The organism is Noviherbaspirillum sp. Root189 (genome assembly GCF_001428545.1).
Lineage (GTDB): Bacteria > Pseudomonadota > Gammaproteobacteria > Burkholderiales > Burkholderiaceae_D > Noviherbaspirillum.
In genome coordinates, this window is the sequence record NZ_LMHZ01000002.1 from 66,261 (window position 1) to 79,805 (window position 13,545).

A 13,545-nucleotide genomic window follows, 5' to 3' on the forward strand; every position below is an offset into this window, starting at 1 on the left:
CGTTTCAAGGGGACAAAATACATTTATACGGAATTGCATTGTTAGCAATTTATTCAATCGCCCGCTCGCTTGGCGTTCACGGGTTATATTCTTCCTTCGCCGCCGAAAACAAATCCCAGGTGGCGATGAAGAGTGCCGCGATTGCCGGCCCGATGACAAAGCCATTCAGCCCGAACATGGCCATGCCGCCGAGCGTCGATATCAGCACCACGTAATCCGGCATTTGCGTATCCTTGCCCACCAGGATCGGGCGCAGGATGTTATCCACCAGACCGATCACCACCACGCCGAACACGATCAGCGTGATGCCTTGCCAGATCGCGCCGGTCAACAGGAAGTAGATGGCGACCGGTCCCCAGATCAGGGCCGCACCGACCGCCGGCAGCAGCGACAGGAAAGCCATCAATACGCCCCACAGGACTGCGCCCTGGATACCGAGAAACCAGAACATGACGCCTCCCAGTGCACCCTGGGTCGCGGCGACCGCGATGTTGCCTTTCACGGTGGCTCTGATGACGGTCGTGAACTTGCTGAACAGACTGCGCTTGTGTTCGACACTGAGTGGAATGGCCTGCCTGATGCGCATGGACAGGGCAACGCCATCACGCAACAGGAAGAACAACAGGTACAACATGATGCCAAAACTGACGAGGAAATCGAAAGTGTTCTGACCAATGCTGAACGCCTGGGTGGCGATGGTCTGGCTGCCCTGCGCGGCGGCGCCGGACAGTTTGTTTTGCAAGCTGAACAGATCGGTCAGGCCGAAGCGGTCCAGTTGCTCGACGATCCATGGCGGCAGCGCATTGAGCGCCTGCTCGAAATACGCGCCGAAGTCCAGTTGGCCGGATCGTATCTGCTCATACACCGCACCCCCTTCGCGCAACAGGGACGCGGTAATCACCGACAGCGGGAAAATCACAATGAGTAGACAGAAGACCAGCGTTGCGAGCGCCGCCAGGTTACGGCGGCCGTGCATCCTGGTCAGCAACTGCCGGTAAAACGGTGCAAACAGGATGGCCAGTACCGCCGCCCAGAAGACGGCGCCGTAAAACGGCAACAGGATCCAGCCGAACGCAATGGAAACGACGATAAGCAATGCGAGGAAGGTCTTGTGTTGCAAGTGCGGATTATTCATTGTTATCTCGGATAAACGGTTAGTACCGCGGACATGACGAAAACCTCCATCCTACCGGATGGAGGAACCGACCCCGTGGGGATCGCGCAAGGGACGCGCAAGCAAATCTTTTACCAGCCACGGGGCGCGTGAGCGAAGGTTCTGTTTCGCTGAATGAATAAGGCTTTCTTGAGGGCATTCCGGTTTGTCGCTGTGGCCAGGGTTATTCCTTTTTCGTCGCGTCGTACAAGGGCATGACCGTAGGGAGCACGGCGCTGATCTCGGCAATGCGCGTCGTATTCGCCGGATGGGTGGACAGGAATTCCGGCGGACTCTTGCCTTCCGCCGCGCCACCCATCTTTTGCCACAGCGTGATGGCCGCGCGTGGATCGAAGCCGGCGCGCGCGGCAAGCTCCAGTCCGATGCTGTCAGCCTCGCTCTCGTTCTGGCGAGAATTGGGGAGCACAAACAGATATTGCGCAAACTGGTTGGCAAGCGCGACCTGTGCCTGCCGGTTCTGGGCGCCGGCAAGGGCTGCACTGGCAATGGTGTTCTGGGCGACCGCCTGAGATACCCGCTCCCGTCCATGTTCGCGCAAGGCGTGCGCAAACTCATGACCCATCACGGCGGCGATCTCGTCGTCGGTCAGCTTCAGTTGCCGCACAATGCCGGTGTAAAACGTCACCTTGCCACCCGGTGCGCAGCTTGCATTCAGCACTGGCGCATCGATCAGCACCAGCTGCCATTTCCATTGCAAGGTATCTTCACGGAATATGCCGACCTGCGCCTTCAGGCGGTTGGCAATACGCAGCAGGCGATCGTATTCCGGGCCTGACGTAATCAGCTTGCCTTCCGACTTCGCTTTTTCCGCTTGCTGCGCGTAACTGACAAGCGCCATGCGCTCAACGGTGGGTGCAGAAACAAGCAGTAATTGCGGACGGGTGACGCCCACCGCGCCGGGCTTGGTGGTCGAAGCGCATGCGGCCAGCAGCAAGACGGCCGCCGCAAGGAACAAAGTGTTTTTCATTATGATCGACGGTAAGGATAGTTGACTGGAATGTCCGATACCCGAAAGTATAGACGGCCAGGCAACAAAAATTGCCAAATAACAAAGTATTTTGTAATGTCCGTTTATGTTTGAATAGGGCGTTGACCATGGCGTCTGGATAGCTTGTGATGGCCGACAATCGCTTCGCCAGTATTGACGTTTATGATAGGACTTGGAAAGCATTTCAATTGTTAAGCATAAGCGTTCTACGGTGTGTGTCCGTTCTACCGGTTATCCTTCACCGTACTTCGGAGGTGTTCCTTGCAGATTGAGACTGGCAATGCGGGTAAGCTTGATACAAACGGAACAGGCTGGTTTCTCGGCTTCAGCGAATGGACACGCTCTGGAGAGGACGGCGCCGGCAGCTTGCGTTATATGCCGGTCGATTGCCGGTCGCACGGCTTGTGCATGAAATGGATGGTTCATCCCGCAGGCGATCCGCGCGGCATTGATAAGCCGGTCAGTGAAGGACGGACGATGTCCATCCTGATTGGCAGCGGCAGATTCCGTATCGTCTTTTCCGAGTCAAAGGATTTTCCACCCGAGGCCACGCGGGAGATAGTGCTGTCTGACTCCGGTGATTTTGCAACGTGGGGTGAAGGCATCTATCACCGTTATGCGGTCGATGCCGGGTGCACCGTGCTGACGCTGCGCTGGATACCCGACGAGAGGTGAAATGTCAGGAACACGTGCGCATCGACAGCATCGTCAGAGGGTTCAGACGTATCGGCAAAACCGGAAGTATTTTTCGCAGGTCTCATGCGGCGCACGCCGCGGGAAGGTAAGTTCATGACGCATGGTGCCGGTGCAAACGACATGGTCGCCGTAGCGCGCTATTTTATTCCGACTGAGGCGCATATCGTCCGCTCCTGTCTGGTCGCCGCCGGCATTCCTGCTATGGTGGCCGACGATAACCTGGTGCAGCTGCATTCGCTCCTTACGCCGGCCTTGGGCGGTGTACGCGTGCTGGTGCCGGCTGATCGTGAGCGTGAAGCGATCGCAGTCATCGATGCCTTCCATCGCGGCGTCTACCGGCTCGACGATGATTTTGATGTCGGTGCCGGCTGAAGCATTTTTCCGCGGCTGATCGCTGCATGCCAATATCCATTTACCAGGGTGTGCTTAAGCGTTTGAATTTCTTCCAGCGCTTGCGAATCACGCTTGCATCGGTATCGGCACTGCGAGAAAGATAACCGCGGACAAATCCGACGCCACTTGCAAGATGGACGTCCTTGCCATGAAGATCCTGCAACAACCGGTCGGCGACCGCCGCATCGTTAAGGAATCCCAGTTCGTCCTGCAAGCGCGAAAGGGCATTGACATATCGCCGCAGCTTCCGTCTGTTATAAAGCGACTGGAAAAACTCGGCGGCATAGCGCGTTTTTTTCGCCGCAATACGTGCACGGTGGCGCGCCTCCGGCGTTGCTTTATGCAAGCGCCGTCCGCGCTTGCGCAGCTTCCGATCGAGCTGATCGAGCATATCGTCGGCAAATCGGATCACAGAGTCGTGCAGGCGAGTGCTCGCTTGTCGCGGCGGCGCCTCGCGCCAGCCGCAAGCACGCATCCACTGCGACAAGCGCAGCACCAGGCGCGTATATCGCGGCGAGGTGGCTGCCGCCGCGGCCTCGCCATGCAGTTGTTGCGCCCGTTTCTGAACCGCATACTGGACCATGCCGACCTGCGCAGCATCCGTCGGTGCATCGGCAAGTCGTGACAGGGTTGAATCGGCCAGTACGTCCCAATCGCGCGCCGTGCCGAGCTGCGTTGCGATCCAGTTAAGGTCTTCCCGCATGTCGTCGGGCACCTGCAGCACAGGCGCAAACAGGCTGAAAGCAGAACGCAGGCGGCGAATGCCGACGCGCATCTGATGCAGGCTTTCCGGATCATGCCTGTGCATCACGCCATCTTCATTGGCCTGCATCTGTGCCATGCAGTTCGCCACGATAAGCTGAAAAGCTTTTTCGATACTCATATGCCGGGACAGCACAAGTGCCTCAGCTTTCACGGCGCGAGCAGGCACAGGGGCCAGCAACGCATAGCCACGTTCAGCCTTGCTCGCGTTTCCGATCTGCATGGGAACCGACTCGAGCAGTTCCAGCGCCAAGCCATAAAGCTGATTGACATTACCGGATTTCAATTCCAGTTCGATTTCGCAGATCGTCTCCTTATCCTTGCCACGTTCAAGGCTGCCCTGGTCCAGTACACATTCGATTTCGGTGCCTTCCGCAAGGCGGAGATCCCATATCGTGCGCGTCACTGAGGTCGTAAAGACGGGTAAAAGCCCTTGCTCCACTTCCCTGGATCTCAGCAATCGGTTCCATGACGATCCATGATCGACCAGTTCGCGCAGCACGGCCAAGTCGGGAGTCGGTCCAGCAACAGGAGATTCCCATTCGTGGCGGCTGTGCAGGCCTGACGCCACGCCGCCACCCGCTTTCATGGTTTGTACCCAGCGGCCGTCGACTTGCCTGACCCGTAGTCCGGCACCGGCACGACGCAGGTCGCAATTGCTGGTGTCGTAATAGGTACCCGATAATTTTTCTTCCCGTGGCTGTCCGGTGCCGTACTTCTTCAGTAAGGGGTGGGTCCGCAAGGACTGCGCAGCCTGCGGTGTCAACAAAAGCTTGAGTTCAATTTCCATGTTGTTTTCTTTTTGCAAGACAGGTTTGCTGGCGGCCGTTCAGCGCGGCGCGCAAGAGCACTAAAGAATTGAACAATAGGCGTATGCGCCGTTGCTGCTGACGAAGTAAATCAAAAGACATGAAGCAAGAAGAAAGGTTTGCGGCGCTGCCGGCCAGAGCATGCTTGCAGTAAACACGGTACATTGAAATCTGTGGCCAGCGCACGACCATTTCTAAATACCTTGGCAAATACATGAACACAATTCAGATCACTACACTGCAGTCTTACCTTCACAGGCAAATTCCGCTGTCGCAGGCAATGGGTGTGCAGGTACACGCGGCCACTGAGGAGCGTGTCGAACTACGCGCTCCCATTGGCCCGAATATCAATCATGAAGCTACCGTCTTTGGTGGTAGTGCATCCGCGGTCGCCATTCTGTCCGCCTGGACACTGGTCTACCTGCGTCTGCAGGCGTCAGGATTGCCCGGGCGCGTGGTGATCCAGGCGAACAACATGTTGTATCAGAAACCGATGAGTGCGGCATTCAGCGCCATCGCTTCATCTGGCGACGAGCGGTCCTGGGAACGGTTGTTCAACGCGGTACGTCGCGGACGCATGGCCCGCATCACGGTGCAGTCCGTGCTGGAATGCGAAGGCAAGCAGGCTGGTCAACTGGAAGGAACGTTTGTGGTGCTGCTACCGGATGCGTGAGATGTGATAGGTGATGCCCTGATGATAAGGCAGGTCCGGCGTCGCCGTAGTGCTCACACAATGAGCGCTACGGCGACTTTTCTGCTTACGCGGCGTTTGCAAGCGGCGCTGGATTGGCTGCGTCACGCATGATTCGCAGTTTGCCGAGGGTGCTTGCGCAGGCATGCGCCGCCTCTGCACCCTTGACGACGAAGTGGTCGTAGAAGAAACGCTGGTGTTCTTCGCCCGCATGGAAATGATGCGGTGTCAGCACAACGGAAAACACGGGCACCATCGTTTCAAGCTGCACTTGCATCAAGCCGGAGATGACTGCCTGTGCAACGAACTCGTGCCGATAAATGCCACCATCGACAACCAGTCCCGCCGCAACGATACCTTCGTATTTGCCGCTCTGTGCCAGCAGTTTGGCATGCAACGGAATTTCGTATGCACCGGGCACTTCGTAGTAATCGATCAGGTTCGCCTCGGTACCAAGCTTTTCCATTTCCGACGCAAACGAGACGCGGCAGCGATCGACGATATCGCGATGCCAGCAAGCCTGAACGAAGGCAATGCGTTTTCCGGTGACCGAACCAGGAGTGAAAGTGGAAGTGGTGTTACGTGATGGGTGTGACGGGTAAGACATTCTGAAGCTCCTATTTACGAGAAAAAATAAATAGGGCGCACGGGATGGCAATGACACGCGAGTCGACTTTTGCCCATGCGGTAGCAACGCGGTCGCTCAGTACACACCGGCAGTTCCAAGTGTGTGAGGACATCGCTACGCCGCAGGGAACGCAAGACGTTCTCGCAGCCAGATTGATGAATCCCGTCCTCTTTCATCCGGACTGTGACCGTCGGCCCTGGGATCACACCAGGTCTGCTGACCCTGCAGAATGCCTACGCGTGTACGTTGGCGTCTTGCAGGCGCTCGCGGGCTAGATGCGCAGGCATCATTACCGCCGGTGGGGAGTTTCGCCCCGCCCTGAGAACGTTTTGGCTTTGCAGCCAAGGACGAATATAGCATGTTGAAGCGCAGCGCACAGGAGAGGCCATGCTGAATCGCACTGACATCAGCCGCACTCCGGCGAGGCGCAATATGGCGCATAAGCAGAAAAGGGATCTCTGGACGGTGACGCCGTTCCAGGGATCCCTCTGTGAACAAGGCAGGTTTGCAGATGTTTACTTCGCGCCGCCTTCGAACCAGCGGCCGATCAGCGCGCGCTCATCCTCGGTCATGTTGGTTATGTTCCCCAATGGCATCGCCTTCTGCACCACAACTTGCTGGTAGATCTGCTGCGCATGAGCCTTGATCTGATCAGGCTGGTCGAACATCAGGCCTTTTGCTGGCGTCGGCATTAGCGTAGGCGCAGCCGCATGGCACTGGATACAGTGTTTGTCCATGACCGGCTTGACCTGTGCGACATCGACGGCCGCGGCGGATGCTCCCGCCGCCGCAGCGGCCGGCCTGGACGGTGCAATCCACGCGGCGACCGCGGCCAGCAATGCCACCGCAACGATGGGATAGACGACGTTGACGACGCCCTTGTGACGCAGGATGAAGAACTGGCGAATCAGTACGCCGGCCACCATGATCAGTACCAGCACCAGCCAGTTGTACTGGTGGCTGTAGGTCATGTTGTAATGGTTAGACAGCATCGCAAACAGTACAGGCAACGTGAAGTAGGTGTTGTGCACGCTGCGCTGCTTGCCGCGTTGGCCATGGATGGGATCGACCGGCTGGCCTGCTTTCATTGCCGCGACGACCTTGCGCTGTCCGGGAATGATCCAGAAAAACACATTGGCGCTCATGATGGTCGCGATCATGGCACCGATGATCAGAAATGCGGCACGACCCGAGAACAGGTTGCAGGCCGCCCATGACGCGATGACCACAAAGGCAACTACCAGCACCGCAAGCAATCCTTCCTTCTTTTGCAACGCACGGCAAAGCACGTCATACACCAGCCATCCAACCACCAGGAATGCCAGTGCGAGAATGACGGCCACAGTGGGGGTCAGGTTCGCGACATTGGGATCGATCAGAAAGACCTTGGGATTGAACAGGTACAGCACCGAGAACAGGCCGAAACCCGACAACCAGGTGCTATACGACTCCCAGTAAAACCAGTGCAAGTCTTCCGGCAAATGACGTGGCGCACCGAGGTATTTTTGTGGGTTATAGAAGCCACCCCCGTGCACGGCCCAGAGTTCGCCGCCCACGCCTTTTTCCTTCAGCGCCGCATCACTGGGAGCCCGCAGGCTGTTGTCCAGCCATACGAAATAAAACGAGGAACCAATCCACGCAATTGCCACAATGACGTGCAGCCAGCGCAGCAGCAAATTGGCCCAGTCGAGCAAATAACCTTCCATTGTTATGTCTCCTTCCTGATCGTCAAGTTAGCTGCCACGGTAGGTCGAATAACTCCAGGGGCTGGCTACCAGCGGCACGTGGTAGTGCTGGCTGGCGTCGGCCACGCCGAAGCGCAGGGTGACCACATCAAGAAAGGCGGGCTTGGGCAAGGCCAGTCCGAGTCCGGTGAAATAGGCGCCGATATGGAAATCGAGTTCATAGACACCGGCTTGGAAAGCGTTTCCTTCCAGCAGTGGACCGTCGCAGCGTCCATCGGCGTTGGTGATTTTTGATAACAATTTATTTCTACGATTGTCGACAATTTTGTAAAGGTCGACCGTAATGCCTTGGCCAGGCTTGCCGTGCGCAGTGTCCAGCACGTGTGTAGTCAGACGACTCATCATAACTCCATGATTATTTGGGATAACACCTGGCATTGCCAGGAATGGCGCCAGCGTTGAGCATGAGGTGCCGCCGCGACGGGTGACTGCAGCTGCTCGAGAGATTGAACAAAACGAATAACAAATTGTTGACAATTCTATGGGCCGTTGGCATCCTCGTCAACATTGAAAGCGTGGCAGCTTGTTTAAAGCCCGCAACGGTGCGCAAAGCCCGGCTTTGCCGCACTTTGCATGATGCCGTCCAACCCTGATCCGGATCATTATGGCCGCACGCCCCAAACTAGTGAGCGCACCTTCCGTACCGCAAGAATCGCGCCTTGCACCGGATGAGCGCATGTATTTTGAAATCTATGACGCCATCATGGAGCACCGCCTGCCGGCGGGCACCAAACTGACCGAGCAGGCGCTCACCGAAATTTACGGTCTGGCACGCCATAACGTGCGCAAGGTCCTCGTCAAGCTGGCCGCCGACGGCCTGGTTGATCTCGAACCCAATCGTGGCGCATATATTGCAAGCCCTACCGAACAGGAAGCACACGACATGTTCGAGTTGCGCCAGACACTGGAACAGATGGCCATGCAAAAAGTGGCACGCAGTGCGACGGCGGCCGATTTTGCGCACCTGCGTCAAATGATAGACCGTGAGCGCGAAGCTTACATGCAGGGAAACCGCCCGTTGTGGATACGGCTGTCCGCTGATTTTCATATCGAGCTGGCGAAGCTTGCCGGCAACGCGTTGCTTGTCGACATGCTGCGTCGCCTGGTATCGCGGACCACGCTGCTGATTTCGACGACCGAAACAACAGGTCAGCAGCCGTGCTCATTCGATGAACACCTTGCGGTGGTCGACGCGCTGGAAAAGAAAGACCACGTCGGTGCGCAACATGAAATGGCGCATCACCTGGAGCAATGTGCCTGCCGGATGCTCAAGCGGCCTGACAGGCGATTCGATTTGCGTTCGGCATTAGGTAAACCGGACGCACAGTAGGGCAGGTACCACCACAAACCATAACAAGAACAACAATATTTCTCACACCCGCAGTTTTGGAGAAGACATGATGAGCACATCACATACTGCCGTGGCATCTGTGCCGGCAACCGATTCCGTACCGCTGGCCGGCAGCGCGGTCGACGAACGTCTACCTGCCGGCAAGCTGGCGACGCTGGGACTGCAACATGTCCTGGTGATGTACGCCGGCGCAATTGCCGTCCCGCTGATCATTGGCCGTGCGCTCAAGTTGCAGCCGGAACAGGTCGCTGCGCTGATCAGTGCGGACTTGTTCTGCTGCGGCCTGGTGACCTTGATTCAGTCGCTCGGCTTTGGCAAGCTGTTCGGTATTCGCATGCCAGTCATGATGGGCGTGACCTTTGCCTCAGTCAGTCCGATGCTGGCCATGGCTGCTAATCCGGCATTGGGCGTCACAGGCATTTTTGGCGCCGTCATCGGGGCAGGCATCATCTCGATATTCATCGCGCCCTTTGTCAGCCGGGTGCTTGCATTGTTTCCACCGGTCGTCACCGGAACGATTATCGCGGTGATCGGCATTTCGTTGATGCGCGTTGGTGTCAACTGGGCCATGGGTGGCACACCCAACATGGCGACGATTCCCGACCCCGCGTTTGCCAATCTCGTCGCTGCTGCAAAGGCAGCGGGGACCGCGTTGCCCGCCGGCCCGGCGCCGATGATTCCCAATCCGCAATACGCGGCGCTCGACAATCTCGGCATTGCACTGTTCGTGCTGATTGTCATCCTGCTGGTTGCCAAATACGGCAAGGGGTTTCTTGCCAATATCGCGGTACTGACCGGCATTGTCGCCGGTACCACGGTCGCCTATTTTCTCGATAAGGTTGACTTCGACAAGGTATCGACGGCCAAGACCTTCGCCATCGTCACGCCTTTCCAGTTCGGCATGCCGACCTTCGACGTCGTCGCGATCATGACGATGACGCTGGTCATGCTCGTCGTCATGATCGAATCGACCGGCATGTTCCTCGCGCTCGGAGAACTGACGGGCAAGGAGATCCGCAGAGACGACATCAGTCGCGGTTTGCGCGTCGATGGACTCGGTACGCTGATCGGCGGCATTTTCAATACCTTCCCGTATACCTCGTTCTCGCAGAACGTCGGCCTGGTTGGTGTGACCGGCGTGAAGAGCCGCTGGGTCTGTGTCGCCGCCGGCGTCATCCTGATAATCATGGGCGTCATTCCCAAGATCGCGCAAGCTGCCGAAGCCGTGCCGCAATTCGTGCTTGGCGGCGCCGGCCTTGTCATGTTCGGCATGGTTGCCGCTACCGGCATCCGCATTCTGGCAGCGGTCGACTACAAGAGCAACCGCAACAACCTGTTCATCGTTGCCATTGCTATCGGCTTCGGCATGTTGCCGCTGGTGGCTGAGCGCTATGCGCAACATATGCCCAAGGCACTGTCGCCGCTGCTGCATAGCGGGATTTTGCTGGCAGCGATCGTTGCGGTATTACTCAACCTGTTTTTTAACGGCATCGCTTCCCAGGACGAGGCAGAGGCTGCGGCCAAGGCCAATACCCACGGCAGCGAATAACTTACTTACTACTACTTCACCATGCAGAAAGATAACGCATACCCCCGTGACCTCGTCGGCTATGGCCGGCAGATTCCTCACGCGCGCTGGCCCGGCCAGGCGCGCATCGCGGTGCAATTCGTCCTGAATTATGAAGAAGGCGGCGAAAACAATGTGCTGCATGGTGACAAGACTTCGGAGCAATTCCTGTCCGAGATTATCGGCGCGGCGGCATTCGAGGCGCGCCACATGTCGATGGAATCGATTTATGAATACGGTTCGCGTGCCGGCGTGTGGCGCATCCTGCGCGAGTTTGAGCAGCGCAAGCTGCCGCTGACCGTGTTCGGCGTCGCCATGGCCTTGCAGCGACATCCCGAACTGACACAGGCATTCGTCGACCTTGGTCATGAAATTGCCTGCCACGGCTGGCGCTGGATTCACTACCAGCACATGGATGAAGCCGTGGAGCGCGAGCATATGCGGATCGCGATCGACATCCAGCGTCAGCTGACCGGCAGCGCGCCGCTCGGCTGGTACACCGGCCGCGATTCGCCCAATACCCGCAGGCTTGTGGTCGAGCAGGGCGGTTTTACCTATGACTCGGATTACTACGGCGACGACTTGCCTTTCTGGACCGAAGTCGAGACCTCGGCAGGCGAATCCAGGCCCCACCTGGTCGTGCCGTACACGCTGGACAGCAACGACATGCGCTTTGCGACGGCACAGGGTTTCAACACTGGCGAACAGTTCTATCAATACCTGAAGGACAGCTTCGACGTGCTGTACGCGGAAGGCGATCCAAATGGACAGGACAGGCCGAAGATGCTGTCGATCGGCATGCACTGCCGGCTGCTCGGCAGGCCGGGACGCTTCCGCGCGCTACAACGTTTCCTTGATTATCTGCAGTCCCATGACAATGTGTGGATCTGCCGCCGTATCGATATCGCCAACCACTGGATCAGCACGCATCCGTATCAAGCAAAATGACGACCAAACATTTTTCTCTCGACAATCTGAATACCATGTCGCCAGCCGATTTCACGGCGGCCCTCGGCGCAATTTTTGAACACTCGCCCTGGGTGGCGGAACGTGCAGCAGCCAAACGTCCATTTGCCAGCGTCGAGCAATTGCACGCTGCCATGGCCGATGCGGTCCGCAATGCCAGTGAGGCGGAACGCATCCAGCTCATTCGTGCCCACCCCGAACTGGCCGGCAAGGCGGCGGTGCGCGGCGAGCTCACCGAGGAATCGACGCGTGAACAAAAGGGTGCGGGACTCGACCAGTGCAGTGCCGAGGAATTCGCAAAGCTGCAGGATCTCAACAATCGCTACAACGAGAAATTCGGCTTTCCCTTTGTGATTGCCGTGAAGGGACACAATCGCCAAAGCATTCTGCAAAATGTTGAAAGGCGTCTCGGCAACGACCGCGATGCGGAGGCGAAGGAATGCATAGAACAAATCATTCGCATCGGCGGATTCCGCCTTGCAGACGCCGTGCAATAAGCTTATTCAACAAGAACGCGGCGCAGGACCAGAAAATAATAACAATATCGACCATGGCATGCGGTTGAAAAACCGCATGCCAGGCAGGCTCACACCCATCTTTCCTTTCGGGAGACAAAATGAAAAAAACCACCGCCATCGCGGCAGCCATTGGCTGCCTCGCCATCCAGGGCGCATTTGCCCAGACCAACGTGACCGTGCAGGGCACGGTCGACCTGTTTGCCGGTTCGCTGAAATATAGTGGCGACGCGGGCCGCCGATCCGTTGTCAATAGCGGCGGCATGACCACGTCCTACTTCGGCTTCAAGGGGAGCGAAGACCTGGGCGGCGGACTCAAGGCGGAATTTGCGCTCAACGGATTCTTCCAGGGCGATACCGGCACGTCCGGTCGCTTCGGCGGCGACAACCTGTTCTCGCGTGATGCCAACGTCGGCTTGGCCGGAAGCTTCGGCAAGATTCAGTTCGGACGTGGTCTGGCGCCGAGCTTCCTGCCTACCGTGTTGTTCAATCCCTTCGGCGATTCATTCACCTTTTCGCCGCTGGTAGTGCATGCGTATGTGCCGTCGGGCGCATTCGGTGCGCGGAGCTGGATTGCATCGAACGCGTCCGACAGTGGCTGGAGCAACGAGATCATTTACTCGACACCCGACTTCAATGGCTTGCGCGCGAACGTTCATTATCAGTTCGGTGAAGTTGCGGGTCGCAACGGAACGAACAATATCGCACTCAACCTGCTCTACTTCAAAGGGCCGCTCGCATTGTCAGCCTTCTATCACGATGCCGAGGTCAGTAATCCGAATTCCGGCGCAGCGTTGATTGATGCAACTGCGGCACCGGTCAACTACCGCGCGATCACGCGTCAGAAAGCCTACTTTGTTGGCGGCAGCTACGATCTCAATATCGCCAAGCTGTTTGCCACCTACCAGGTCAACGACGATGACACCGCGACCGCTGCCAGCATGAAGGACAAGACCTTCAGTCTCGGCATGAGCGCGCCGGTCGGTCCGGGTAAGGTCTTGCTTGGCTACGCGAATACCAGACGCGATGGCAGTCTGGTGGGCACCGAACTCAAGCGCGATACCGTGTCGGTGGGTTACGACTACCTGCTGTCGAAGCGTACCGATATCTACACGGTGCTGATGTCGGACAAGATCACTGCGTCCAGCCGTGCCGAAAGCTTCGGTATTGGCGTGCGTCACCGGTTCTAACCCGTCATCCATGAGGAATGCCGCGCTGGTGGAGTAGGCGGCGGCAGCGGCCGAATCTCTGGAAGAGCAG

Annotated in this window: 15 protein-coding genes and 1 riboswitch; of the genes, 8 read left to right on the plus strand and 7 right to left on the minus strand. The window is 57.6% G+C overall.

The genetic code is table 11. The features are described from left to right. Positions 1 to 76: 76 nt before the first annotated feature. Positions 77 to 1,135 carry an AI-2E family transporter gene (locus ASE07_RS02010; RefSeq protein WP_057289132.1) on the minus strand — a complete coding sequence of 353 codons (1,059 nt, stop codon included), beginning with the start codon at positions 1,133 to 1,135 and terminating at the stop codon, positions 77 to 79. A gap of 202 nt (positions 1,136 to 1,337) precedes the next feature. Further along, on the minus strand, positions 1,338 to 2,141 hold the full coding sequence (locus ASE07_RS02015) for a M48 family metallopeptidase (RefSeq protein WP_057289133.1): 804 nt from the start codon (positions 2,139 to 2,141) through the stop codon (positions 1,338 to 1,340). Between the two features lie 282 nt (positions 2,142 to 2,423). Here ASE07_RS02015 and ASE07_RS02020 point away from each other — a divergent pair, with 282 nt between their 5' ends. Together ASE07_RS02020 and ASE07_RS02025 are read left to right on the plus strand one after the other, a co-directional pair. Then, positions 2,424 to 2,837: a hypothetical protein gene (locus tag ASE07_RS02020; protein ID WP_057289134.1), complete on the plus strand. Its 414-nt coding sequence runs from the start codon at positions 2,424 to 2,426 to the stop codon at positions 2,835 to 2,837. Positions 2,838 to 2,921: 84 nt separating this feature from the next. After that, entirely contained in the window at positions 2,922 to 3,230 is a 309-nt protein-coding gene (locus ASE07_RS02025) for a putative signal transducing protein (RefSeq protein ID WP_235548317.1), read from the plus strand. Between the two features lie 40 nt (positions 3,231 to 3,270). Here ASE07_RS02025 and ASE07_RS02030 read toward each other — a convergent pair whose 3' ends face one another. Then, complete coding sequence (locus tag ASE07_RS02030; protein WP_156396327.1) at positions 3,271 to 4,803, minus strand: CYTH and CHAD domain-containing protein; 1,533 nt, start codon at positions 4,801 to 4,803, stop codon at positions 3,271 to 3,273. Further along, entirely contained in the window at positions 4,793 to 5,014 is a 222-nt protein-coding gene (locus ASE07_RS28570; protein ID WP_156396328.1) for a hypothetical protein, read from the minus strand. Before ASE07_RS28570 ends, ASE07_RS02030 begins: the two co-directional genes overlap by 11 nt. Before the next feature lie 22 nt (positions 5,015 to 5,036). On the opposite strand from ASE07_RS28570, the gene ASE07_RS02035 reads away from it, so the two are divergent. After that, positions 5,037 to 5,495 carry a YiiD C-terminal domain-containing protein gene (locus ASE07_RS02035; protein ID WP_057289136.1) on the plus strand — a complete coding sequence of 153 codons (459 nt, stop codon included), beginning with the start codon at positions 5,037 to 5,039 and terminating at the stop codon, positions 5,493 to 5,495. Between the two features lie 85 nt (positions 5,496 to 5,580). Here ASE07_RS02035 and ASE07_RS02040 read toward each other — a convergent pair whose 3' ends face one another. From ASE07_RS02040 to uraH, 3 genes are all read right to left on the minus strand, one after another. After that, a complete protein-coding gene (locus tag ASE07_RS02040) occupies positions 5,581 to 6,120 on the minus strand; it encodes a 6,7-dimethyl-8-ribityllumazine synthase (RefSeq protein WP_082583899.1) in 540 nt (179 codons plus the stop codon). 181 nt (positions 6,121 to 6,301) lie between these two features. Next, positions 6,302 to 6,471, minus strand: a riboswitch (FMN riboswitch). Between the two features lie 185 nt (positions 6,472 to 6,656). Further along, complete coding sequence (locus ASE07_RS02045; RefSeq protein ID WP_057289137.1) at positions 6,657 to 7,847, minus strand: urate hydroxylase PuuD; 1,191 nt, start codon at positions 7,845 to 7,847, stop codon at positions 6,657 to 6,659. 27 nt (positions 7,848 to 7,874) lie between these two features. Then, positions 7,875 to 8,228 carry a hydroxyisourate hydrolase gene (uraH, locus tag ASE07_RS02050; RefSeq protein ID WP_057289138.1) on the minus strand — a complete coding sequence of 118 codons (354 nt, stop codon included), beginning with the start codon at positions 8,226 to 8,228 and terminating at the stop codon, positions 7,875 to 7,877. Between the two features lie 262 nt (positions 8,229 to 8,490). Between uraH and ASE07_RS02055 the strand changes: the two genes are divergently transcribed. The 5 genes from ASE07_RS02055 to ASE07_RS02075 all read left to right on the plus strand — a co-directional run bounded on the left by ASE07_RS02055 (position 8,491) and on the right by ASE07_RS02075 (position 13,475). Next, positions 8,491 to 9,216, plus strand: a complete 726-nt coding sequence (locus ASE07_RS02055; protein ID WP_057289139.1) for a GntR family transcriptional regulator — start codon at positions 8,491 to 8,493, stop codon at positions 9,214 to 9,216. A 67-nt stretch (positions 9,217 to 9,283) separates the two neighbouring features. Then, the gene (locus ASE07_RS02060; RefSeq protein WP_082583900.1) at positions 9,284 to 10,786 is read left to right on the plus strand and encodes a nucleobase:cation symporter-2 family protein; all 1,503 of its coding nucleotides are present in this window, start codon (positions 9,284 to 9,286) and stop codon (positions 10,784 to 10,786) included. 21 nt (positions 10,787 to 10,807) lie between these two features. Then, on the plus strand, positions 10,808 to 11,752 hold the full coding sequence (puuE, locus tag ASE07_RS02065; protein ID WP_057289140.1) for an allantoinase PuuE: 945 nt from the start codon (positions 10,808 to 10,810) through the stop codon (positions 11,750 to 11,752). Next, complete coding sequence (gene uraD, locus ASE07_RS02070) at positions 11,749 to 12,267, plus strand: 2-oxo-4-hydroxy-4-carboxy-5-ureidoimidazoline decarboxylase (protein WP_057289141.1); 519 nt, start codon at positions 11,749 to 11,751, stop codon at positions 12,265 to 12,267. Before puuE ends, uraD begins: the two co-directional genes overlap by 4 nt. Positions 12,268 to 12,386: 119 nt before the next feature. Beyond that, positions 12,387 to 13,475 (plus strand): porin, encoded by a 1,089-nt coding sequence (locus ASE07_RS02075; RefSeq protein ID WP_057289142.1) that lies wholly within the window; start codon positions 12,387 to 12,389, stop codon positions 13,473 to 13,475. The last annotated feature ends 70 nt before the right edge of the window (positions 13,476 to 13,545 follow it).